General features: G+C 54.6%; 18 protein-coding genes. 11 read left to right on the top strand and 7 right to left on the bottom strand.

What is annotated here, in order from left to right:
- The first annotated feature begins 5 nt into the window (after positions 1-5).
- The gene (locus tag L0666_RS00215; protein ID WP_235256927.1) at positions 6-857 is read left to right on the top strand and encodes an urea carboxylase-associated family protein; all 852 of its coding nucleotides are present in this window, start codon (positions 6-8) and stop codon (positions 855-857) included.
- On the opposite strand, the gene argE is transcribed toward L0666_RS00215, so the two are convergent.
- Complete coding sequence (gene argE / locus L0666_RS00220) at positions 854-2,014, bottom strand: acetylornithine deacetylase (protein WP_235256929.1); 1,161 nt, start codon at positions 2,012-2,014, stop codon at positions 854-856. The two genes, L0666_RS00215 and argE, sit on opposite strands and share 4 nt — an antisense overlap.
- A 1-nt stretch (position 2,015) precedes the next feature.
- Positions 2,016-3,200 (bottom strand): M24 family metallopeptidase, encoded by a 1,185-nt coding sequence (locus tag L0666_RS00225; RefSeq protein ID WP_235256931.1) that lies wholly within the window; start codon positions 3,198-3,200, stop codon positions 2,016-2,018.
- A gap of 322 nt (positions 3,201-3,522) precedes the next feature.
- Here L0666_RS00225 and L0666_RS00230 point away from each other — a divergent pair, with 322 nt between their 5' ends.
- The 7 genes from L0666_RS00230 to L0666_RS00260 all read left to right on the top strand — a co-directional run bounded on the left by L0666_RS00230 (position 3,523) and on the right by L0666_RS00260 (position 14,328).
- A complete protein-coding gene (locus L0666_RS00230; RefSeq protein WP_235256933.1) occupies positions 3,523-4,620 on the top strand; it encodes an ABC transporter ATP-binding protein in 1,098 nt (365 codons plus the stop codon).
- Positions 4,621-4,709: 89 nt separating this feature from the next.
- The gene (locus L0666_RS00235; RefSeq protein ID WP_235256935.1) at positions 4,710-5,825 is read left to right on the top strand and encodes an extracellular solute-binding protein; all 1,116 of its coding nucleotides are present in this window, start codon (positions 4,710-4,712) and stop codon (positions 5,823-5,825) included.
- 86 nt (positions 5,826-5,911) lie between these two features.
- Positions 5,912-7,570, top strand: a complete 1,659-nt coding sequence (locus L0666_RS00240; RefSeq protein ID WP_235256937.1) for an ABC transporter permease — start codon at positions 5,912-5,914, stop codon at positions 7,568-7,570.
- A gap of 4 nt (positions 7,571-7,574) precedes the next feature.
- Entirely contained in the window at positions 7,575-8,792 is a 1,218-nt protein-coding gene (locus L0666_RS00245) for an ABC transporter permease (RefSeq protein WP_235256939.1), read from the top strand.
- Positions 8,793-8,796: 4 nt separating this feature from the next.
- Positions 8,797-10,887 (top strand): hydantoinase/oxoprolinase family protein, encoded by a 2,091-nt coding sequence (locus tag L0666_RS00250; protein ID WP_235256942.1) that lies wholly within the window; start codon positions 8,797-8,799, stop codon positions 10,885-10,887.
- Entirely contained in the window at positions 10,884-12,587 is a 1,704-nt protein-coding gene (locus L0666_RS00255; RefSeq protein WP_235256944.1) for a hydantoinase B/oxoprolinase family protein, read from the top strand. Before L0666_RS00250 ends, L0666_RS00255 begins: the two co-directional genes overlap by 4 nt.
- 115 nt (positions 12,588-12,702) lie before the next feature.
- Positions 12,703-14,328, top strand: a complete 1,626-nt coding sequence (locus L0666_RS00260; protein ID WP_235256946.1) for an alpha-D-glucose phosphate-specific phosphoglucomutase — start codon at positions 12,703-12,705, stop codon at positions 14,326-14,328.
- Between the two features lie 20 nt (positions 14,329-14,348).
- On the opposite strand, the gene L0666_RS00265 is transcribed toward L0666_RS00260, so the two are convergent.
- Positions 14,349-14,600, bottom strand: coding sequence for a hypothetical protein (locus tag L0666_RS00265; protein ID WP_235256948.1), 252 nt, complete (start codon positions 14,598-14,600; stop codon positions 14,349-14,351).
- Between the two features lie 14 nt (positions 14,601-14,614).
- Positions 14,615-16,339 carry an adenosylcobalamin-dependent ribonucleoside-diphosphate reductase gene (locus L0666_RS00270; protein ID WP_235256950.1) on the bottom strand — a complete coding sequence of 575 codons (1,725 nt, stop codon included), beginning with the start codon at positions 16,337-16,339 and terminating at the stop codon, positions 14,615-14,617.
- Positions 16,340-16,565: 226 nt separating this feature from the next.
- Here L0666_RS00270 and L0666_RS00275 point away from each other — a divergent pair, with 226 nt between their 5' ends.
- The 3 genes from L0666_RS00275 to ade all read left to right on the top strand — a co-directional run bounded on the left by L0666_RS00275 (position 16,566) and on the right by ade (position 21,066).
- A complete protein-coding gene (locus L0666_RS00275) occupies positions 16,566-17,198 on the top strand; it encodes a glutathione S-transferase family protein (protein ID WP_272492147.1) in 633 nt (210 codons plus the stop codon).
- A gap of 27 nt (positions 17,199-17,225) precedes the next feature.
- Positions 17,226-19,265 carry a putative bifunctional diguanylate cyclase/phosphodiesterase gene (locus L0666_RS00280; RefSeq protein WP_235256954.1) on the top strand — a complete coding sequence of 680 codons (2,040 nt, stop codon included), beginning with the start codon at positions 17,226-17,228 and terminating at the stop codon, positions 19,263-19,265.
- A 94-nt stretch (positions 19,266-19,359) separates the two neighbouring features.
- Entirely contained in the window at positions 19,360-21,066 is a 1,707-nt protein-coding gene (ade, locus tag L0666_RS00285; protein ID WP_235256956.1) for an adenine deaminase, read from the top strand.
- Here the strand turns inward: ade and L0666_RS00290 are convergent.
- Genes L0666_RS00290 through glmS form a run of 3 tightly spaced genes read right to left on the bottom strand, consistent with a single transcriptional unit; the run spans position 21,059 to position 24,276 of the window.
- Complete coding sequence (locus L0666_RS00290; protein ID WP_235256958.1) at positions 21,059-21,718, bottom strand: nucleoside/nucleotide kinase family protein; 660 nt, start codon at positions 21,716-21,718, stop codon at positions 21,059-21,061. The genes ade and L0666_RS00290 overlap by 8 nt on opposite strands.
- A 57-nt stretch (positions 21,719-21,775) precedes the next feature.
- Positions 21,776-22,462 (bottom strand): DNA alkylation repair protein, encoded by a 687-nt coding sequence (locus L0666_RS00295; protein WP_235256960.1) that lies wholly within the window; start codon positions 22,460-22,462, stop codon positions 21,776-21,778.
- Complete coding sequence (gene glmS, locus L0666_RS00300; RefSeq protein WP_235256962.1) at positions 22,459-24,276, bottom strand: glutamine--fructose-6-phosphate transaminase (isomerizing); 1,818 nt, start codon at positions 24,274-24,276, stop codon at positions 22,459-22,461. The genes L0666_RS00295 and glmS overlap by 4 nt, the downstream gene beginning before the upstream one ends.
- Positions 24,277-24,278: the final 2 nt, after the last annotated feature.

The raw sequence follows: 24,278 nt of genomic DNA on the forward strand, positions 1-24,278 counted from the left end.
GCGACATGAAATCCAAGACCCCTGCATTTGCGGCACCTGCCGATGCGGACGTACGGCGCGCCAAGCCTGCGGTTGTGTGCTACCCCACGACGGACCTTGCGCCACCTGATCTGAACATGATCGCCGCTCGACGCACGCGGGCGGTCAGTTCAGCCAGTGTTGTCGTGCCGCCACGCGATGCTCGTTGCATTGCAGTTCCCGCGGGCGGGTTCTTTCGCATTACGGCGCCAGAGGGATATCAGGTCGGGGATCTGAATGTTTGGGCCGCAGATGATCTGAGCGAACACTTTTATTCAGGAAAGACGAGGGCGCTGCATGGCACGCATTTGTCCACGGGCGATCGCATGTGGTCACGGTTCCCCAATATGCGGCCCATGGCAACGGTGACGCAGGACACGCTGGATTGGTATGGTTGGGATGCGGATGGCGGCTCGGTTCATGATGTCATTGGCACGCGATGCGACCCCTATACGGGGCAGTTGTTGTCAGGCATGGATTATCACTATTGCTGTCATTCCAATCTGACGCGGGCGCTTGCCGATTTTACGGGACTGTCGCTTACGGATGCTGAACCGCTGGTCCACGACGTTTTGAACGTTTTTATGTGTACGGGTTTCACAGCAGACACGCACCAGTATTTCATGAAGGCCAGCCCCGTGCGGGCCGGGGACTATCTGGAATTCTTTGCCGAGATGGATTTGATTGTTGGCTTGTCAGCCTGTCCTGGTGGGGATTGCGGGGACGAGCACACGTCCGACAAGGCGACCTGTTATCCGTTGGTCATCGATGTGTTTGATAGTGCCGAACCGTTTACTGCGCCGCTACCAAATGCCTATGACCGTAGCCATGGTCGCTAACTGATATGTTGTACCAGTGTCGTGAGCATGGTGACACAGACGTTTAGCTGATCGATCTCAAGATATTCGTCCGGCTTATGGGCCTGTCGGATTGAACCCGGTCCACAGACGACAACATCGCTTCCGAGTGCTTGAAACAGCCCTGCTTCGGTGCTGAACGCCACGAGATCAGCGCGGTTTGAATCCGTGAGCTGAGCCACCAAATCACGGGCCGCGTTCTGGGGCATCGGGACAAGTCCCGCGACTTCGCCGATTGTTGTCACTGAGATCGTAGCCTCAGGGCTGATCATTTGCATGGCAGGCAGCAGGTCATCCGCACAAAATCGCACCATTTCGGATTTCACAAAATCTGCGTCGGAGTCCTGCACGGGGCGCATTTCCCAATCCACCACAGCTTTGCCCGCGATGACGTTATGGGCGACCCCGCCAGAAATGCGGCCGATGTTGATCGTGCTCCACGGTGGGGCAAAGGGGCTGTCAGGCGGGCTGCGTTCAATAAGGTCTTGTCGCAGTTCCAGTAAACGGGTGACGTATCGCGTTGCGTATTCTGCCGCGTTCACACCCAAATCAGGGGCCGATCCATGGCCCTCTAGCCCGACAAATTCGGCGGTATATTCACAACATCCTTTGTGCCCTTCGATGATACGCATTTCAGTTGGTTCACCGATGATCGTGATTTCGGGCACCAATCCCTTATTGCGTAAAACTGCCACCAAGGCCCGCGCGCCAAGGCAACCGACTTCTTCGTCATAGGTAAAGGCGAAATGCAGCGGGCGGGCCAGCGAGTTCGCATCAATCGTTTCGGCCACGGCAAGGCACGCGGCGATGAACCCTTTCATGTCACAGGCCCCGCGTCCGTAAAGACGGTCATTGCTTTGGGTCAATTCAAAAGGATCGCTGGCCCAGTCTTGATCCGTCACGGGCACTACATCTGTATGACCCGAAAGCAGCACACCACCCGTAGTTTCCGGCCCCAGTGTGGCAAACAGGTTCGCTTTTGCGCCACTTGGATCATGGTCAAGAAACACCCGCGCGCCTAATGCTTTGAATTTGTCAGACAGCCAAGAAATCAAATCTAGGTTGCTGTCGCTTGATACTGACGCAAAACCAACCAAGTGGCGTAAATGTTCAATCGTGCGGTGTTCGACCGGTTTCATGCTAGCCCTTCAGATATATCTGGCGTGGCCGGTCACAGAAACACTGCGCTGGGCCATCTTCGGTAATCAAAATGGATTCAGTGATTTCCAGCCCCCAGTCGTCCATCCAAAGACCCGGCATGAAATGGAACGTCATGCCCGCTTGCAGGACTGTGTCGTCAGCTTCGCGCAGTGAGATCGTGCGTTCCCCCCAGTCGGGAGGGTAGCTGAGACCGATTGGGTAGCCACAGCGCGCGCCGCGTTCGATACCCGCGCGTTCAAGAGGCCCAGCAAGGGCCGCTGCGATGTCGCAAGCGCGATTGCCGGCGCGTGCTGCGTTTAATCCTGCTTCCAACCCTTCGACCAGCGCTGCCTCAGCACGTTTCAGAAAGTCGGGTGGCGTTCCCAGAAAGACTGATCGGCAAAACGGGATGTGATAACGGCGATAACAGCCTGCGAGCTCAAAGAAGGTCCCTTGCCCTTGCTTAAACGTGTCACCGTTCCACGTTAGGTGAGGGGCCGCGGCGTCGCTGCCCGAGGGAAGTAATGGCACAATTGCTGGATAGTCGCCCCAGTCATCGCCAACCCCACGGATCACATCGCCGTAGATGTCTGCAACCAGATCATTTTTGCGTAACCCCGGTTCAATCCGCTCAATCACGCCGTCTATTACGGTCTCAGCGATCCGCGCGGCTTTGTGCATATAGACCAACTCTTCGTCGGATTTTATGCCGCGTTGCCAATTCACAAGGGCGGTTGCATCGATGATTTGGGCGCTGGGCAATTCAGCAAGTAGCGTGGTGTAGGCCTTGGCTGAAAAGTAGTAGTTGTCCATTTCTACGCCAAGACGGGCGGCCCCATGGCCGATGTCTTTCAGAATGCGCGACAGGTCCTGCATGGGATGACGGGTGCTGGATTGCACAAAAGTATCGTCATACCCCAAGACGCGGTCGTTCCCCATCCAGACAGTCCGCACTGCGCCGTTGGCATCCTGATTGCGGCCCCACCAGATCGGGTCGCCGTCCTGCACCACGATCACGCCTTGATGGACATAAAAGGACCACCCGTCATACCCGGTTATCCACGCCATATTGGACGGGTCTTCGACAAACAAAACGTCAATGCCGGCCGTATTCATCGCAGAGCGCACAAGCGCCAAGCGGCGCGCGTATTCCTTGTCGCTGAAGGCGGGGTTTGGGTTTGTCATTCAGGCACTCCTCAGCAGGTTTTGCAGCCTCAGGTTAGGTCGCCCAGCGGGTTATTTCTACGATTTGGCGACATTGTGGGGGCGTTTTTGAACCATCTCCCGTAACCGAAAGCAGTGCATAGACTGATTCTCGATTCCATCGCGGTATTTGATCACATTTCCACAAAGTGCTGAAATTGGCCGCACAATTCACGGTGAAACGGCATCTCTGCGGCCTTTCGGACTTGTTCTTGGGAATCCACTTGCAGGTCCGACGTGCGATGGGTTTACTTGCCACAACGAAGAGTGGGGAACCCACCGCGTGATAGATAGGGAGCCCAAGTTGGCTGATACACAACGAGACGACGCGTTTGTCGAATTCGAGAGAGTTCAAAAAAGTTACGACGGTGAAATCCTTGTCGTAAAAGATTTGAACCTTGCACTGCCTAAGGGCGAATTTCTGACCATGCTTGGGCCGTCTGGGTCCGGCAAGACCACTTGCCTGATGATGCTGGCCGGTTTTGAAACCGCCACTCACGGCGATATTCGCCTGAATGGTGAATCGATCAACAACATCCCACCGCACAAGCGCGGCATTGGCATGGTGTTTCAGAACTACGCGTTGTTCCCACATATGACGATTGCCGAAAACCTGTCTTTCCCGTTGGAAGTCCGGAATATCGGCAAATCCGATCGCGAAGCAAAAGTGAAACGTGCGCTCGACATGGTCGAGATGGGCGATTTTGGTGGCCGGCGTCCGGCGCAGCTTTCGGGCGGCCAGCAGCAACGTGTGGCTTTGGCCCGTGCGCTGGTCTTCGAACCCGAACTTGTCTTGATGGATGAACCTCTTGGTGCGCTGGATAAGCAGCTGCGTGAGAAGATGCAGTTCGAGATTACTGATTTGGCGCATAATCTAGGCATTACGACGGTTTATGTGACGCACGACCAAACCGAAGCCTTGACGATGTCTGATCGTGTTGCCGTCTTTGATGATGGCCGCATCCAGCAGCTGGCGCCACCGGATGAGCTTTATGAGCAGCCGCAAAACAGCTTCGTTGCCCAGTTCATCGGTGAGAACAATACGCTCGTGGGGGTTGTTACCAAGATCGAAGGTGACACCTGCGAAGTGAAGCTGGATAGCGGAGAGATCATTGATGCCAAGCCCGTGAATGTCGGTGCTGTTGGCGACCGCACCACTGTTTCTATCCGCCCAGAGCGCGTTGAGATTGACCCAGAGCTTGGGCCGGATGCGCATACGCTTAGCGCTGAGGTGCTTGAGTTTATTTATATGGGCGACACGTTCCGCACACGCCTTCGCGTGGCGGGCAATAGCGACTTTATCGTTAAGACGCGTAACCGTGCCGACCAGCGGCGCTATGCGCGTGGAGACACAGTCAAGATTGGCTGGCTCCCTCAGGATTGCCGCGCTTTGGACGCTTAATCGTCCAAGGCTCCCAGAATAGGCCGCGCCAAGCTCGGTGCGCGCGGCTTGATCGTAAGAACAGTCCGAGTAAAACATGGAGACTTCTAATGAAACTCACTAAAACGCTCTTGGCGACAACGGCCCTTGGCCTGTCTGCCGCATCCGTTATGGCTGATGGCCACATGTCTTCCGACATGACACTCGTGAGCTGGGGCGGTGCATACCAAGCCTCACAATCAGCTGCGTATTCCGACCCTTATGTCGCAATGAACGAAGGCGTAACTGTCACTTGGGATGAGTCCTCTGCTGAAGCCGTGGCAAAGCTGCGCGCGATGAACGAAGCGGGTTCTATCACTTGGGATGTTGTTGACGTTGTTGCTGCTGACGCTCTGCGCCTGTGCGACGAAGGTCTGGCGCTTGAAATCGACGCTGATGAGCAACTTGCTCCAGCACCTGATGGCACATCCGCTGAAGACGACTTTGGTGACCTTCTGGTTGGCGACTGCTTTATCCCGCAGATCGTTTATTCCACAACATTTGGCTACCGCACGGACTTGGTTCCTGATGGTGTAGACGCACCGGATAACATCTGTGACGTTTTCGATCTGGAAACATATCCAGGCATGCGCGCACTTGAAAAGCGTCCGATCAACAACGTTGAATGGGCTTTGCTGTGTGACGGCGTTGCAAAAGAAGACGTATACGACGTTCTGTCCACTGAAGAGGGCCAAGAGCAGGCTCTGGCCAAGCTTGACACAATTCGCGACAGCGTAATCTGGTGGTCCGCTGGTGCTGACACGCCACAGCTTTTGGCTGACGGCGAAGTGTTCATGGGCTCCACATACAACGGCCGTCTGTTTGCTGCGATCGAAGAGCAGGACCAGCCAATCGGTATGATGTGGGACGCACAGGTATTTGACCTTGATGGTTGGATCATCCCAGCGGGTCTTTCTGAAGAGCGTGAAGCACGCGCACTCGACTTCGTTTACTTCGCAACAGACACACAGCGTCTTGCGGATCAGGCCAAGTACATCTCTTACGGTCCTGCGCGTATGTCGTCCGCACCACTTGTTGGTCAGCACGCAACATTGGGCATCGATATGGCACCACACATGCCAACCGATCCTAACAACGCTGCGAACACGTTCTTGTACAACTACGAGTTCTGGGCTGATTACCGCGACGATATCGACGCGAAATTCCAAGCTTGGTTGGCTCAATAAGCGACCTTTCGGAAGGGGCGTTCGCGCCCCTTCCACCCCTTTGTTTCTAAATTTATCCACCTAAAAACTACCTTCGCGGGGACACTATGAGCGATACAACAGGGTCAGGACCAATGCTTGCAGCTGACGGCACGCCACTTAAGGCGAGCCTCGGGCGGGCGTTGCGCCGCCAAAAAATCAGGGCATTGGCACTGATTGCGCCTTTGTTGCTGTTCGTGCTGCTGACCTTTGTCGTACCGATCGTGTCGATGTTGTTTCGATCCGTCGAAAACCAGATTGTGTCAGGGACATTGCCGGGCACTGTTGTGGCCCTTGAAAGCTGGGACGCTGGAAGTGGGGGAATCCCCTCCGAGGACGTATTCCAGAACCTGTTCTTTGATATGTTCAACGCTGCCGAGGCCAAAGAGCACACCAAACTGGGTACTCGCCTGAACTACGAAAATACAGGCCTTGCGTCGATGTTCCGCACGTCAGGGCGGTCGATGGATGATGTCGGAGAGGTGTTTCAAGACGCTATCGAAGACGTGGATGACCAATTTGAAGACGGTGCCTTTTGGTTTGCCATGATGAACGGCGCAGGTGGTGAAGACCTGCTACGCGAACGTCTTGAACGCTGGGTTGATTTGACTGGCGATGACATGCGCGGCGACGTCGGTTTTGTTCCGTCTGCGGAGATTGTCGAACTTCTGCCGACGACCGCAGCCGCCTACACGGACTTTGCGATCTGGACCGCGATTGAAGACGAAGATGTCGTTGCCGAAGAAGACCCATGGGAAGCGGTCTATGCCGCATTGGTTGTTGATCTGGAAAACCCAGCCACGGGTACTGCTATTGCTGCCTATGAGGGCGAAGGTGCCGAAGCGCTTCAGGCCATTGCCGCCGCTGAAATGCCAAAGGCCGATTTTACTGCCGCATTTGCCGATCTAGACGAAGATTGGGCCAATACTGATGTTTGGAAAACGATCGAGGTCTACAGTTCCGCATACACAACAGGGTACTTCCTCAATTCGGTTGACCGTGAACTAACGCCGGATGGCGTAGAACTACGCCCTGATAACGAACGCCTTTACATCAAACTGTTTGGCCGCACGATGTGGATGTCCATGATCATCACGCTGAGCTGCATTATCTTAGGGTATCCGGTTGCTTGGTTGCTGGCTAACTTGCCCATGAAGTCTGCTAATGTGTTGATGATACTTGTTCTGTTGCCATTTTGGACGTCGCTCCTTGTGCGGACGTCAGCTTGGAAAGTACTGCTGCAACAGCAAGGCGTAATCAATGAATTGCTTGTGTGGCTTGGCTTTGTGGATGATGCAAACCGTTTGATTTTGATGAACAACTCGACTGGTACGATCATTGCGATGACGCATATTCTGCTGCCGTTTATGATCCTGCCACTTTATTCAGTTATGAAGACGATCAACCCGACCTATTTGCGCGCAGCTAAATCACTGGGCGCAACTAATATCACTGCGTTCCGTCGCGTGTATTTTCCGCAGTCCGTTCCAGGCATTGGGGCGGGGTCGATCCTCGTGTTCATCTTGGCGATTGGGTATTACATCACGCCGGAAATTGTTGGCGGCACCGATGGTGTCTTCATCTCGAACCGGATTGCCTATCATATTTCCAGATCGCTGAACTGGGGCCTTGCGGCCGCGCTCGGGACGATCTTGCTGGTGCTCGTTTTGGCGCTTTACTGGGTCTACGATCAGATCGTCGGCATCGACAACGTGAAACTGGGATAACGACATGAGCATCACGACACCCAACACCCCGCGTCCTGACTTGATAACCTTCACAATGCCGCTGACAGCCTTACTGGCCGCCATGTTCGGCTTTGTTGGGGGAAATATGATTGGCCAACCTTGGTATGGCGCCCTGATCGGCGCGATCATTGGCGCTGCAGTCGCTTTTATCGTTGAGAACAACTTGTCCCGTCGCACCGCTGTCCGTTGGGGGCTGATTGGAGCCTTCGCAGTGGCCGGATTTATCTTTGGCAACCTTGGAACGGCTATATCCGGTGCCATCGTTGGTGCTGTCCTTGGCTGGGCAGGGTATTGGCTGGCGACGGGCAAATATCGCGCTGGCGTTCCAGTATATTACACGGCGGGCCAAACGCTTTGGCACAACGCGTTCTTGCTGATATGTGGGTTCATCTTTTTCTTTCTGATCGCGCCGCTGTTCCCCGTCATGTGGCTAAGCTTTAACGCGCAAGACTTCTTTACATTCACGCCTGAAATGCTGAACTTTCAGGCCGAGGGCTACAGCCTGAAACACTACCGCGATTTCCTTGGCACCGATGAATGGATGGTGCCGTTGAAGAACTCGCTGATCATTGCACCGATTGCGACCGTCATTTCGGTGTCCCTTGGCACTTTGGCCGCAGTCGGCCTAAGCCAAAGCCACGTTCCAGGCCGACGCGCGATGATGGCTATTCTGATTTCACCTATGATCGTGCCGCTAATCATTTCGGCGACAGGCATGTTCTTTTTCTATGCACCTTTGGGCAACTGGCTCGAGGCAACTTTGGGCCTTTCACAGACCTTTGTCGGTTTTGTCAAAGTGATCCTTGCCCATGCGGTTTTGGGGATTCCCTTTGTTATCATCACCGTTACAGCGACTTTGGTTGGCTTTGACAACTCGCTGACCCGTGCGGCGGCGTCGATGGGGTCTGCGCCTTTGCCGACGTTCTTTAAGGTACAAATGCCGCTCATCATGCCAGGAGTTATTTCGGGGGCCTTATTTGCGTTCATTACCTCGTTTGACGAAGTCGTCGTGGTGCTGTTCGTTGGGTCGGCCCAGCAACAGACTTTGCCGTGGCAGATGTTTACCGGACTGCGCGAGCAGATTTCACCGACCATTTTGGCGGCAGCGACTGTTCTTGTTGTGATGTCGATCTTGTTGCTGACAACCGTGGAACTCCTGCGTCGCCGGTCTGAACGGCTGCGCGGGCTAAGCCCTGCGTAATCAGATGGCCGATCCCATGATCCGTCTTGGCGCTGACATCGGGGGAACGTTCACCGATGTCGTGCTTGAGGTTAGGGGGCAGTCTTATTCGACAAAGGTTCTTACGACTTACGGCGCGCCAGAAGACGCGATTGTCGATGGGATGATGCAGGTTTGCGTCAAAGCAGGTATTCGGCCTGACCAAATCGGTCAGGTCATCCACGGAACCACCCTTGCCACAAATGCGCTGATTGAACGTCGCGGTGCGAAGACGGCGTTGATCACCACGGAAGGGTTCCGTGATGTCATCGAGATGCGGACCGAAAGCCGGTTCGAGCAGTATGATCTCAACCTCGAACTGCCCGCACCGCTGTTGCCTCGTCACATGCGATATACCGTTCCGGGGCGGATGGATGCGACAGGGTCAGAGTTACTGCCACTGACCCGTGAAGACATCGAACCCGTTGTCGAACAGATTGCACAAGCCGGCTATGAAAGCGTCGCGGTTGGGCTGATCCATTCCTATTTGAACGATGCCCACGAAAAACTGGTGCGCGACGTGCTAAGCGAGCGTCTGCCAGACGTCATGGTGTCTTTGTCCAGCGAAGTCAGCCCACAGATGCGCGAGTATGAACGGTTCAATACTGTTGTCGCCAACGCCTACATCAAGCCGCAGATGAAGTCCTATCTCAGCCGCCTTGAGGGCCGTTTGGCGGGCGAAGGGGTAGGCTGCAAGATTTTTCTGATGCATTCCGGCGGTGGGATTATTTCGCTAAAGGACGCTGCAGACTTTCCTGTGCGCCTCGTGGAATCCGGTCCGGCTGGTGGTGCTGTGTTCGCTGCGAATATTGCGGCACGCTATGGGTTGGATAAGGTGTTGTCATTCGACATGGGCGGTACAACAGCCAAGATTTGTCTGATCCAGAACCAGACCCCAAAAACCAGCCGTGTTTTTGAAGTCGCGCGGACATATCGGTTCAAGAAAGGGTCGGGGATGCCGATCTCGATCCCTGTAATTGATATGGTTGAAATTGGTGCAGGCGGCGGATCTATCGCCCATGTGGATGCCCTACAGCAAATCCGTGTGGGTCCCGAAAGCGCAGGTTCTGAACCGGGGCCTGCTTGTTACGGGCGGGGCGGTGAACGACCGACTGTCACGGACGCGGACTTGGTACTTGGTAAACTGCAGGCCGATGAGTTTGCTGGCGGTTCGATGTCCCTCGATAAAGCGGCGTCGCAAGTTGCGTTGCAAAATGAATTGGGCGAGCCCCTCGGGATGGATGCGCGCGATGCGGCCTTTGGTTTGGCTGAAGTCGTCGACGAAAACATGGCCAATGCCGCACGGGTTCACGCCGTTGAAAACGGCGAAGACCTGTCGGAATACACCATGATCGCATTCGGCGGCGCAGCCCCGTTGCATGCTGCGCGGCTGTGCGAAAAACTCGGGATTGATCGTTGCCTGATACCGCCCGGCGCTGGGGTTGGATCCGCAATTGGGTTCTTGCGTGCGCCATTCTCGTTTGAGGCGACACGATCCGCCTACATGACCCTCGCTGATTTTGACGCTGTGTCAATCAAGGCGCTGCTTGGTGAGTTACAAACCGAAGCCACGACGTTCGTGCGAAGCTGTGACAATGACAGCGAAATCCTGTCCGAGTTTAAGGTCTACATGCGCTACACGGGGCAGGGCTGGGAAATCCCGATTACATTGACTCAAAAACAAGCACTTGCGCCCGACGCGGCCACCTTTGAGGCATTGTTCGAGGAAAACTACAGCCGCTTGTTCGGGCGCACCGTACAGGGCTTGGATATCGAAATTACGGTGTGGGCCGTAAACGCGACGACACCGCCACAACCGGTTGAAAGAACTGCAGAAACCAGCGGCGACAAGGTCGCTGTTGTTTCAGGGAAGTGTTCTTTCTTTGATGCCGCTGTTGGGGATAACGTTGCCGGATACCTTTATCGGCGCGGCCCGAAATTCGATGTAGGGCAGTACATCGATTTCCCTGGAAAAATTATCGAAGATGAAACCACAATCATCATCCCCAAAAGCCGCCGCGCGATTTACCAACCGGACGGTTGCATTGATTTGATCGCAAAGAAGGATCTGACATGACCTCGTCGAATGTCGCGTATCAAGTCATGTGGAACCGCCTGATTTCGATTGTCGAAGAACAGGCGCAAGCATTGGTCCGTACGGCGTTTTCGACGTCGGTGCGCGAAGCAGGGGACCTTTCAGCGGGTGTATATGATGCGCAGGGTCAGATGTTGGCGCAGGCTGTCACCGGAACACCGGGGCACGTAAATGCCATGGCTGACAGTGTTGCGCATTTCATCCGTCGGATCGGCGTGGAGAACATCCACGAGGGTGACGTCTATATCACCAATGATCCATGGGAGGGCACAGGCCACCTGCATGACATCACCATGGTCTCGCCGTCCTTTTTTAAGGGCCAGCATGTAGGGTTCTTTGCCTGCACGGCCCATGTGGTGGACATAGGTGGGCGCGGCTTCGGGGCGGACGCTGCCAGCGTTTACGAAGAAGGAATTTACATCCCCATCATGAAGTTCGCCCGCGAAGGTGAAGTCGATCAAACGCTTGTTCAAATCGTGCGCGGTAATGTGCGCGAGCCTGACCAGTTGATCGGTGATATCTATGCTTTGGCCAGTTGTAATGAGATCGGCCACCGCCGTCTAAGTGACATGATGGAAGAATTTGCGCTGCCTGATCTGAAAGGCGTCGCGAGGTTTATTTTTGAGAATTCGCGCCGTGCCACGCTGGAGAAGATCGCCGCGTTGCCGCGCACATCAGCGGACGGGGAAATGACACTGGACGGGTTTGACACCCCGATCACGTTGCGCGTTAACGTGACGGTCCACGAGGATCGCATCGTTTCAGATTTTTCGGGTTCCTCTGGCATGTCGACCAAAGGCATCAACTGCCCACTGGTCTACACCAAAGCCTATGCCTGCTACGCGCTCAAGGTCGCGATTGCTCCCGAAATTCCCAACAATGCGGCCTCGCTTGCGCCGTTTGAGGTGACTGCACCCGAGAGGACGATTGTAAACGCGGCACATCCGGCACCTGTGGCGCTGCGCCATATCATCGGGCATTTCGTGCCGGACACTGTTTTCAACGCGTTTGATAAGATCGTTCCGAACGTGGTGCCTGCCGAAGGCGCTGGGTGCCTTTGCAATTTCCAAGTCAGCCTGCGACCGCGAAGCGACAGACCCGACCCTGAAGGCGCAAAGAGGTCCGAAGTTTTGACTTTTAATTCTGGTGGATCTGGTGCGCGTCCCTCCGTTGACGGACTGAACGCCACTGCGTTTCCATCTGGCGTTATGACGATGCCGATTGAAGCAACTGAACATGCAGGACCCGTGATCATCTGGCGCAAGGAGCTGCGGCCGGATTCTGGTGGGGCTGGTGAATATCGTGGTGGTCTTGGCCAGTTCATGGAAGTCGGTGCGCGGGATGGATATGAATTTGATATCCAAGCGATGTTGGATCGCGTGGATCATCCTGCTTTGGGGCGGCGGGGCGGGGGCGCTGGCGCTGCGACTTTGATCGCGCAGGACGATGGCACTTATATGCGTGGCAAGGGCAAACAGTTTGTCCCCCACGGGCGACGTGTGATGATGGCGTTCCCCGGCGGGGCTGGTTACGGCGACGCCAAGGACCGCGACATAATGTCGATAAAACGAGACCTCGCGCTGGGTTATATTTCTGCCAAGGAGGCACAGGAAATCTATGGCTTAAGCGCTACTGCGATTTCTGAAGTTGCGGAATTGGTGGCAAAAGGGGACACTGTCTAGCCTTGTGTCGCGGATGTTTCCGCTGGATATTCACATGAAATAAATTTCCAGTTTATCGTATTACATCGCGGGCTTTAACGGCTGAACCGCGAACAAAAGAGGAAGAGTAACACCAATGCAAACAGTTCAAACGAGCCCAATTGAGGGGCAAAAACCGGGCACGAGTGGTTTGCGTAAAAAGACGGCGGTATTCATGGGGCCGCATTATCTTGAGAACTACGTACAATCTACGTTTGACGGCATTGGCGGAGTTCAGGGGAAAACCTTGGTCGTCGGTGGGGACGGACGGTTTTTTAATGATCGCGCAATTCAGGTGATACTGCGGATAGCTGCTGCGAATGGGGCTGCGAAATGTATCGTCGGGCAGGGCGGTATTCTGTCTACGCCTGCGGCGTCCCACCTTATTCGAAAGCGCAAGGCAGACGGTGGTTTGATCTTGTCAGCGAGCCATAACCCCGGCGGAAAAGACGAAGATTTCGGTTTGAAATACAACGGTCCCAATGGTGGTCCCGCAACGGAGGCCGTCACAGATAAGATTTTCGCGCGCACGTTGGACATTGATGTCTACAAAATCAGCGAGAGCGTGGACATCGACATTGATACGCGAGGCATGACGTCCTTGGACGCATTAGAGATCGAAGTTGTCGAACCCGTTGCAGATTACCAAGAACTGATGGAGACGCTTTTTGATTTTGGCAAAATCCGCGCGCTGTTCGCGGGCGGGTTCACAATGCGGTTTGACGCGATGCATGCGGTGACGGGCCCTTATGCTCATGCGATCCTCGAAGGGGCGTTGGGCGCGCCCAAAGGCACCGTGATGAACGGCACGCCGAGCCCTGACTTTGGCGGCGGCCACCCCGACCCGAACCCGATTTGGGCTAAAGATCTGATGAACGTTATGTATGGCCCAGATGCACCGGATTTTGGGGCTGCGTCTGATGGGGATGGCGATCGTAATATGATTGTCGGCCGCAACGCTTATGTAACGCCGTCAGACAGCCTCGCCGTTCTCACGGCCAAGGCGCATCTTGCACCGGCATACAGCAGCGGTTTGACGGGGGTAGCGCGGTCCATGCCGACCTCGCGTGCAGTTGATCGTGTTGCCGAGAGCCTTGGCATCAAGTGCTATGAAACGCCGACTGGGTGGAAGTTCTTTGGCAATCTTTTGGATGCAGGGCTGGTGACGCTTTGTGGTGAAGAAAGTGCCGGAACAGGATCGGATCACGTCCGTGAAAAGGACGGGCTTTGGGCCGTTCTGTTGTGGCTGAATATCCTTGCTGAAACCAAGATGTCTGTCGCCGAAACTTTGGATGATCTTTGGTCCACTCACGGGCGATGTTATTATTCGCGTCACGACTATGAAGCTGTGGACAGCGAAAAGGCGGGGGCCATGATATCTGCGTTGCGTGCCAAATTACCCGCATTAGCGGGGACGTCTGTTGGTGGGCTTACCGTCGAGGCCGCCGATGAGTTCGCTTATGATGATCCGGTAGATCAATCCCATTCTGCAGGGCAAGGCATTCGCATTGCGTTCAAGGGTGGCGCACGGGCTGTGTTCCGCCTGTCAGGTACTGGTACGGAAGGTGCAACCATACGCATCTATTTGGAACACCTGCAAACAGATGCCAGCAAGCTAGATATGAAACCCGAAGACGCTTTGGCTGAGGTCTGCAACGCCGCGCGTGAGGTTTCCGATCTAACGGCGCTCACAGGGCGGGTCGATCCGGATGTGATTACCTAGCGCTATGAGGTCGATAGTCCTTAGCTGTCGGCGTCCGCTTGTTTGAGAGGGGTGAAACGACCGTCATCAAATTCTGCCTTCGAGCGGACCCAGATGGTGCCGACGGCATCATCATATAGAGCCACGGGAGACATGTCCGCTTCATAGGTGCCATAGCTCAGCAAGCGATAAAGCCCGCCCTTGCGGTGCTTATGCGTTGGTTGCCATCCGGCCCGCGCAAGCGGCGAAGCCTGCACTGGGTCTTCTGCCGTTGCGGTTTTGCGGCGAAACATGAATGAGGTTCCCTTCACGTGGATAAAATTGAACCGGTAATCGCGTTGGGGCGATACGTTGTACACCCTTTGCATCCTGTATCATAAGCCGACTTGTAGACGTCTTTGAAGCTCTCGAAGGGGATATCTTCGGGGCAGTTCACTGTTTTCGAAATACCGCTATCGACCCATTTTTGCGCAGCGGCTTGCATCGCAACGTGATCTTCGGGCGACAGGTCGGCCGCTGTTGTGAATGTTTCCGGCAAGTCGGTTTCTTCGCCAAAGAGGTGGGCGAATTGCAGGGCGGCGTAGTCCATGACCTGTTCGGATGTTGTAATGCCATTGGCGGCATTCACGCGCCGAGTGTAGGCGGTGGAGAAGATCGGCTCGATGCCGGATGATACGTTTCCAGCCAACATGGAAATCGTCCCCGTCGGTGCAATGGTCGTCAAGGTACCATTGCGCAAGCCATATCGTGAAACCTTGGCTTGAACGGCTTCATCCAACGATTTGACGCTCTTGGTGTTGAGATGTTTGTCGGGATTATAGTCGGGAAATGCCCCGCGTTCTTTTGCCAAGTCAGCCGACGCTACATAGGCAGTGTTCTGGATGACTTGCATCCATTCCGCTAATAATTGCACAGCACGTTCCGATCCGTATCTAACGCCCAGCATTGCAACCGCATTCGCAACCCCAGTTACGCCAAGCCCGATGCGACGTTGTTTTTGGGCTTTCTGTCGTTGTGCGTCTAGCGGGAAACGTGACACATCAAGGGAGTTGTCCAGCATCCGAACAGCTATCGCAACGAGGCGCCGCATCTCAGCAGTGTCGAGCGACGCGGATTTGGAGAACGGGGCCCTAACCAAACGCGCGAGGTTGATTGATGCGAGCGGACAGGTGCCATTGGGCGGAAGCGGTTGTTCCGCACATGAATTGGTCGCGGAAATCGTTTCGAGATACGCTAGCGGATTTGCATCATTGATCCGATCGATGAACAGGACTCCCGGTTCTGCCGCACGATAGGTCATTTTCATGATCGCGTTCCAAAGATCCTGCGCCTTTAACGTGCGAATGATCGACCCGTTCCAAGTCAGGTTCCAGTCGAGATTCCCTTCAACTGCGTCCATGAATTCATCAGTGATCAGAACGGACAAATTGAAATTGCGCATGCGGCTGCGGTCGGATTTTGCGAAAATAAAGGCTTCGATGTCTGGGTGATCACAGCGCATCGTGGCCATCATCGCCCCACGCCCCATTCCCTTAACGAGCATCTTGCAGGTGGTGTCGAAAATATCCATCGCCGCAAGCGGACCTGCCGCTGGGCAATCCAATCCGGCGACACGCATTCCAGAAGGACGCAAAGTCGAGAAATCAAATCCAATGCCACCGCCCATTTGCATGGTTAATGCAGCGTCTTTTAATGTATCCATAATTCCGGAAACTGAATCTGGAACAGTACGCATTACAAAAGTATTAGAGAGCGTGACATTCCGTTCAGTTCCACAACCGGCCAGTATTCGGCCTGCCGGAAGAATTTTGAAATCTTTCATAGCTTCATAAAAAAGCGTTTGAATTCTATTCCGGTCACTCGGTGTTTCGGCCATAGATAGACCGTTTGCAACACGTTTCCACGTGTCGTTTAGATTAGCGTCGACGATCTGTCCCCCCCGCACGTACCGATATTTTTGGTCCCATATTTGTGCAGCTATGGGTTGTTCGAAGTCTAGCACAGGCGCAGCTGCCATGCTTAAGTCGTTCATGATTTTTCTACCCCAAGTCTCTTAATACTAACAAGATAATAACCAACTGTGTTAAGTAAGTATTAACCTTAAGGTTGTGATAGAGATAAAGTAGAAAAATTCTTTGCCGCTGAAAAAATTGTCGGCTTAGGTCATTTTGCTGCGCCTTTGGGCGGCCTGTAGTTAGGGTCGTCTTAACAACACATCGGTAGTTAGATGAAAAGGGAATCTAATTCAGGAGTGTGATATGGTGACTTTATATGCGTGTGAAGGGTCCGGAAACTGTATGAAACCTTGGTTGGCCATGATTCAATTGGAACAAGAATTCGAATTGAAAATCGTGGACGTTTTAAATGGAGAGCAAAAACGACCCGATTTCCTCAACCTTAATCCGTTGGGGGTGGTTCCTTTTCTTGTGGACGAGGCAGATGTCAGTCTTGGCGAGAGCAACGCGATGTTGTGGTTTTTAGCCGAGGGCAGCCATCTTATGCCCGATACTGCAGCCGAAAGGGCCGAAGCCTTGCAGTGGATGTTTTTTGAGCAATCCAAGTTGGAGCCGTTTATTTCCCCCGCCCGTTTCTATTCTTTTATCCTGCCCGACCAACGCGAGGCGCATAGCGATGAGATTTCACATTGGTTGGAACGCGCTCGCCCTGGCCTTGAGCGACTGGACACACATCTTGGCGCACGCATGTTTATGCTGCAATCGGGCTATTCCATCGCGGACATCGCGATCTTTGGCTACGTGCATGTCCTTCACGAGGCAGGAATTGATCCTGCTGATTACCCGATGATCGAACGTTGGATTTCGGACGTAACACACACCGACAAATTTCAGCCCCTTCAAAATCTTGGCCCTTCAAATGCCGAGGCTGCGTAGTCCAATGACCAAAGGCGTCTTTTTCAATTGACTAAAGTTAGCTCTCTGACAACGAACCTGATCCATCGGCCAGACGAGCCGATTCAGGATTTCGTTCCTTTCGACCTAGCACAACGGCTTGATGCAGCCGTGTGGGTTTTTGATATCGACAATTCGCGTATAGCCCGCGCGAACGCCGCCGCATGCCGCCTTTGGCGTGCCTCTTCGGAAGAAGACCTGAAAGGGCGGGACCTTTCTCGCGATATGTCCAGCACCGTCGCGAAACGCCTGTTGCAGTATCAGGCTGATTTTACAGCCGGCAATACGACCTTTACTGAACTCTGGACCCTTTACCCGAGTGGCGAGCCGGAAAGCGTCATGGTCGTCTATAGCGGCTATCGCTTGGAAGATGGGCGAATGGCCATGATGTGCGAGGCGTTGGGCCAAGCCGAGGATCAGCCTGACAACTTGCGCAGCGCCGAAGCACTATTGCACACCGACGTCATGATTACGTTGTTCAGTCGGGACGGGCCTCCACTGTATATGAACCCCGCAGCCCGCAACGCATTCAAGACGCCTGTTGTTGATTTCGCCCGACTTTTCGTGGAACCGACAGATTGTGATGAGCTGTTGGACCAGATGGAACGCTTGGGAGAATACCGTCTTGTGTCGCGCATGAATACGGCGCGGGGCCAACGCTGGTTTGATGTGTCGGCCAAGAAATGTTCTGACGCGGTCACAGGTCAGCCCGCAATTCTAATGACTGCAATCGACGTCAGTGAATTAAAAGAAGCCCGCGATACAGCACGGCATTTGGCAGACAGAGACCAACTCACCAACCTACACAACCGAACTTTTTTGCAGAACCATCTTTCTACTTTGTACCGCGTTCGGCCGGACACCCCATGTGCCTTGATCTTCTTCGACGTTGATCGGTTTAAGCTTATCAATGATCGATACGGACACGAAGCCGGTGACACCGTCCTTAAGCAAATCGCATTGCGCACCCGTGCGACACTCAGGGCGCATGACATGATTGCCCGCCTCGGAGGCGACGAGTTTGTCGTCTTGATCGAAGACGTACACGATCGCGCTAGCTTGGAAGCTCAGATATCGCGACTGCGTTTGGCAATTTCTCGACCAATCTTGCACAATAAGACCCGCATCGACGCTAGGATCAGCGTTGGCGTGGCTTCGTTTTTCCCGCGCAAAGGTGACCAAAGCGATGTGCTGCGCGAGGCGGACATTGCGCTTTATGCGTCCAAACAAAGTGGTCGTGATAAGGTTACGTACTTCACACCAGAGATGGGCGTTGCGGCAAAGGCCCGCGATCGCCTTGAGATTGAACTTAGACATGCCGTCGAAAACGAAGAGTTCGTCCTATACTACCAACCTCGACTTGATATCGAGACGGGAAAAATCATTGGGGCAGAGGGCCTTGCCCGTTGGATGCACCCAGAACGCGGCGTGTTGCTCCCCGACAGCTTTATCCCAATCTGTGAAGAAACCGGGTTGATCGAAGAGCTGGGGCGATTGGTTCTTGAGGTAGGATGTCGCCAGGCAATAGATTGGGCGCGCCAAGGGCGTGACTTGAGTGTGTCTCTCAACGTGTCGCCACGACAATTTAGTGACCCGGGGTTTATCAACACGCTGACGTTGCTGGCCACGGATCCCGACTTTCCGACCGGCAAAATCGAACTTGAAGTGACCGAAACCGTTTTGATTGGTGATCATGATCTGATCGCGGGTCGTTTGCGCGCCATTACGGCCATGGGATACCGGCTTGCGATTGATGACTTCGGGACTGGGTATTCTAATTTGTCCTATATTTCGCGGTTCCCTTTGACTTGTCTCAAGATCGATAGATCATTCATTTCTCAATTGCCCGAGTCTGGCCCAATCGTTCAATTGATTTTGACGCTCGGTCAGCAGCTTGGGGCAACAGTTGTGTCTGAAGGCGTCGAAACAGCCGAACAGTTGGCGTGGCTCTCTGATCACAATTGTGACGAAGCGCAAGGGTATTACATTACGGCCCCACTTCCGGTTCCCGAGTTTGAGGCCTTTACTGATCGTCTACTCGTCTTCTGATTTGTAGAACCCTGAAGCCACGGGATGTGCTGACGTGAGCACTGGACCTTAACTGGCATTTCATGTCTTTTGCGTCCTTAGCAGGAGACATCAAATGCCACAAAAAACCGCCCAACTTAGCGACAGAATTGCCCAAGGACGCGGAGATGACCTTGCAGACGTTGTCCTGCGCGGAGGTCGTGTCTTTGATGTTATTACTGGGGCTTTCTTAGACGGTGACGTTGCAATCTGCGGTGATACGATCGTCGGGACCTGTGACAGCTATGATGCCCGCGAGGTGGTGGATGTAACTGGACTGACGCTCGTTCCGGGGTTCATCGACACCCATTTGCATATTGAATCCAGCCTCGTCACCCCGTTTGAATTTGACCGTTTGGTGACCCCACTGGGGGTTACGACCGCGATTTGCGATCCCCATGAGATTGCCAATGTTCTGGGCGTCGAAGGCATTCAGTATTTCTTGGATGCAGCGCTGGAAACGGTGCTTGATATCCGTGTGAACCTTAGTTCCTGTGTGCCTTCCACGGATATGGAAACCTCTGGTGCCCGAATTGAAGCAGACGACCTGATACCGCTGATGGATCACCCGCAAGTGATCGGACTGGCCGAGGTGATGAACTATCCAGGTGTGATCCATCAAGACGCGGGGATCATGGCTAAGCTTGAGGCATTCAAAGGAGGGCATATCGACGGGCATGCGCCTTTGTTGTCTGGGCGCGATCTCAACGCGTATATCGCAGCGGGTATCCGCACGGAACATGAAGCGACCAGCGCTGATGAGGCGCGTGAAAAGCTGCAAAAGGGGCTGCGTGTCCTGATCCGCGAAGGTTCCGTTTCAAAAGACCTTGATGCGCTGTTGCCGCTGCTAGATGAACGCACGGCAAGCTATATGTGTTTCTGCACCGATGATCGAAATCCTTTGGACATCGGCGAACACGGTCACCTTGATTACCTGATCCGGACGGCTGTCGCGCGTGGGGTTTCGCCCGTTGCAGCGTATCGCGCGGCCTCACTATCGGCTGCTGAAGCGTTTGGCCTAAAGGATCGCGGCCTCATTGCGCCAGGGCAGAGGGCAGACATTGTTGCCCTGAAGAACCTCGAGGATTGTGACGCGCAACTGACGTTCTGTGGTGGTGTCCATGCGGCAGAGGCTGCATTCGACGCTCGCAAGGTTACGCCAGTCATTGGCCGCAAGTCCGTAAAGGCACCAAAGCTATCGGCGAGCGATTTTCGCACGACCTCTAACCGCAGTGAAACCGATGTAATCGGCGTTATTCCGGGCAAGATTATTACCGACCACCTCCATGAGGTGATCGAGCCAAAGAATGGCGACAAACAGCCTGATACGCAGCGTGACTTGGTTAAGATCGCGGTGATCGAGCGTCACGGGATCAACGGCAACATTGCAACGGGCTTCGTCAAAGGGTTTGGCCTGAAAACAGGGGCCATCGCATCGACGGTTTGTCATGACCATCACAACATCGCCTGTGTTGGCGCTGACTATGATGACATGGCGCTTGCTTGCAATCGGATGAGCGACCTTGAGGGTGGCTTTGTGGTGGCTTCGGGCGGCAAAATTGTGGCTGAACTTGCTTTGCCTGTGGCTGGACTTATGTCGCTTGAGCCATTCGAAGATGTGCGTTCCAGCCTTGAAACGTTACGGGACGCAGCGCGTGCGCTGGGCGTGACGTTAGAAGAGCCTTTCTTGCAGCTCGCGTTTCTAGCGTTGCCTGTGATCCCGATGCTGAAGATCACGGATCGCGGCATGGTCGATGTCGCCAAATTCGAGATAATCAGCTAGGCTCGAGGCCCTGCAATGTTCCATCTGCAAGCAGTGTCACCGTCGCTGGAAGGCCGCGATCTAGGACAGCTTGGGCGTTGGGGATGTCATTTGACGTCGCGCGCCGCGTTGCCGCGGCGGAGCTGAGCCCATGGCCAAGCCAACGTTGGATAAGCCGCGCGCGCAGGTCCGGCATCGGGACGTCTAGACGCACCGACAGGGTCCATAGGGGCGCAAGGTTGAACCACGGCGCGTCATCAAACAGCAGGTAATTGCCTTCAACGATCACTACTTCGGCGCTGGCTGGTACGATCCGCGCGCCCGCAATCGAGATGTCGCGAGAGCGATCAAACAAGGGGACCGCAACATCGACGCGTTCTTTCAGGCGACGCACCAAATGGACAAAACCAGCCCCATCAAAGGTCTGCGGCGCACCTTTGCGGGACAATTCGCCCATGTCCACAAGAACGTCGTTATCAAGGTGAAACCCGTCCATCGGGACCACGGATGTCTCGCATTTTTGGTCATTGAGACGCCGTGCCAGTTCGCTGGCCAAGGTCGTCTTGCCGCTTGCAGGGGGGCCGGAAATCGCAACCAATACCCGTGCTGGACCCTCTCGTAAGGGTTGGATCAGATCGGACAACGCGTTCACCTGTAGCGTTAGGTCAATCATAGATGGCTCCTTTGGCAAAAGGGATGCACGTAGAAGATGTTGCAGACAAGGCGGCTGTTAAACAGGTGGCAGCTTTCGGCTTGCGTCCTTGCGGGCGAAAGGTTTCATCGCCTCGCCGTGGTCGGCCAAAAATGTCCGTACACGCGGTGCATCATGACGCCCCAGCTCACGCAACCACCATGAAATGGACTTCTGGATGAACCAAGCTGGGTCAGTTGCGTAGTCTGCCGCCCAGCCCAGAATCCGTTCCCGCGCGGCCAAGTCAGCCGGCTTGGGGTTGTTCATTTTGGTCCACGGAAGGGTCATCACCAAAGCAGCGCGTTTCGTCCACATGTGATCCGATGTTGTCCATGTTTCGACTTCGTCCAAACGGGTAGGGTCCGCAAGGAGCCGTCGGGACCCAGCACCGCAAACATGATCCGCAATCGCCCAAGAATCAAATTGAGGCACCCAAGACGTAATTAGTTCCCACGCCGCGTCGTCCGGCCGAATGCGCGCCTGAACCAATAGCTTGGCTGCAGCGACCCGACATTCATGGATGTTGGTGTCCCAGAGCTCAGAGGCCAGCGTCAGACGGTCATCAAGTGAAAGCTCTGCGCGCCAGTCTTTGACGGCAGCATCAATCACAGGATTGGCCACGCCGAAATAGGGGCGGTTGGCCTTGTGATACTTGCGCATCTCAAGGGCCTTTTGCGCGTCGCCTTGCAGCTGCAATGTGGCGACTGCATCTTCGATGGGGATCATTCGACTGTTACCGATTTTGCAAGGTTTCGTGGTTGGTCAACGTCCGTGCCTTTGGCGACAGCAGTGTGATACGCGATCAACTGGGCAGGAATTGCATAAAGGATCGGCGCAATAAAGGAGCCTGCCTCAGGCATCAAGATCGTGTCCCACACACCGCTCCCAGCTTCTTTGGCGCCTTGTGCATCCGTGATCAACAACACCTTACCGCCACGGGCCATGACTTCTTGCATGTTGGAAATCGTTTTATCGAACAGCGCATCACGTGGGGCCATGACGATCACAGGTACATGTTCGTCGACCAGCGCGATTGGGCCGTGTTTTAGTTCACCTGAGGCATAAGCTTCGGCGTGGATGTAGCTGATTTCTTTTAGTTTAAGCGCGCCTTCATGGGCGAGTGGGTACATCGCACCGCGGCCCAAAAACAGGATGTCACGCGCTTCTGAAAGCTTACGGGAAACCGCCTTTGAGCGATCTCCAAGCGTCAAAGCGTGGTTCATCAAACCAGGAACGGATTGCAACTGCTCAAGCGCTTCAGCGACCTGCGCGTCATCCATATGGCCGCGATCTTGTGCGGCTTTGAGGGCAAGGATCGCAAGGACCGTAAGCTGACAGGTGAACGCTTTGGTGGAGGCCACACCGATCTCGCGACCAGCGAGAATTGGCAGCGCCAAGTCGCTTTCACGTGCAATAGAGCTTTCGGGGACGTTGACGACAGAGACGATCTTGTCGGCCTTTTCGTTGCAGTAACGTAGCGCGGCCAAAGTGTCGGCGGTTTCGCCGGACTGGCTTACGAAGAGGGCAGCAGTGCCGTTCGGGATCGGTGGTTCACGGTAGCGGAACTCGGACGCGACATCGACATCAACGGGAAGGCGGGCGATCTGCTCGAACCAGTATTTCGCGGTAAGACAGGCGAAGAATGCAGTGCCGCAGGCCACCATCGACAGGCGATCAATCTTGGTGAAATCGAGCCCACCGTCGGGCAGTTCAATTTTGCCGTCCTTGATGTAGTAGCCCAAAGCATTCGTCAGAACGGACGGCTGTTCGGCGATTTCTTTCGCCATGTAGTGTTTGTAGCCGCCCTTATCGACCGCAGAAACGTCAACCTCGATCACACGCATGTCGCGATTAGCGATACGGCCTTCGGCGTCTCGGATCTCAATGCTTGTGCGTGTGATGATCGCCCAGTCACCTTCTTCGAGGTAAGTGATCTTGTCAGTCATCGGGGCCAGCGCGATCGCGTCAGACCCGACAAAGTTTTCGCCGTCCCCATGGCCGATCGCCAAAGGGGACCCTTTGCGCGCGGCGATCATAAGGTCTTCTTCGCCTTCAAACAGGAAACAGAGTGCGTAAGCACCGTCCAAGCGGGCAATGGTCTTTTCTGCGGCGTCTTGGGGGCTATCGCCTTGATCCAGGAAGCTTTGCGCCAGAAGTGCGACGGTTTCCGTGTCAGTATCGGTTTCATAGCCGATGCCTTTGGCAGACATTTCTTCGCGCAATTCGCGGAAGTTTTCGATGATACCGTTATGAACAACCGCAACGCGACGTGTCTGGTGGGGGTGGGCGTTTTTTACGTTCGGCTCGCCATGTGTCGCCCAACGCGTGTGGCCGATACCGGACTTACCGGCAAGGGGTTCATGGACCAGCAAATCTTGTAGGTTAACCAGTTTGCCGACGGCGCGACGACGATCCAGATCGCCACCGTTTACGGTTGCAATACCGGCGCTGTCATAACCGCGGTATTCCAGCTTTTTCAGCGCTTCAACGAGGATGGGCGCTGCTTCGTGCCGCCCAAGAACACCTACAATACCACACATTT

Source organism: Octadecabacter algicola (assembly GCF_021532625.1).
In the GTDB taxonomy this organism is placed as follows: Bacteria; Pseudomonadota; Alphaproteobacteria; order Rhodobacterales; family Rhodobacteraceae; genus Octadecabacter; species Octadecabacter algicola.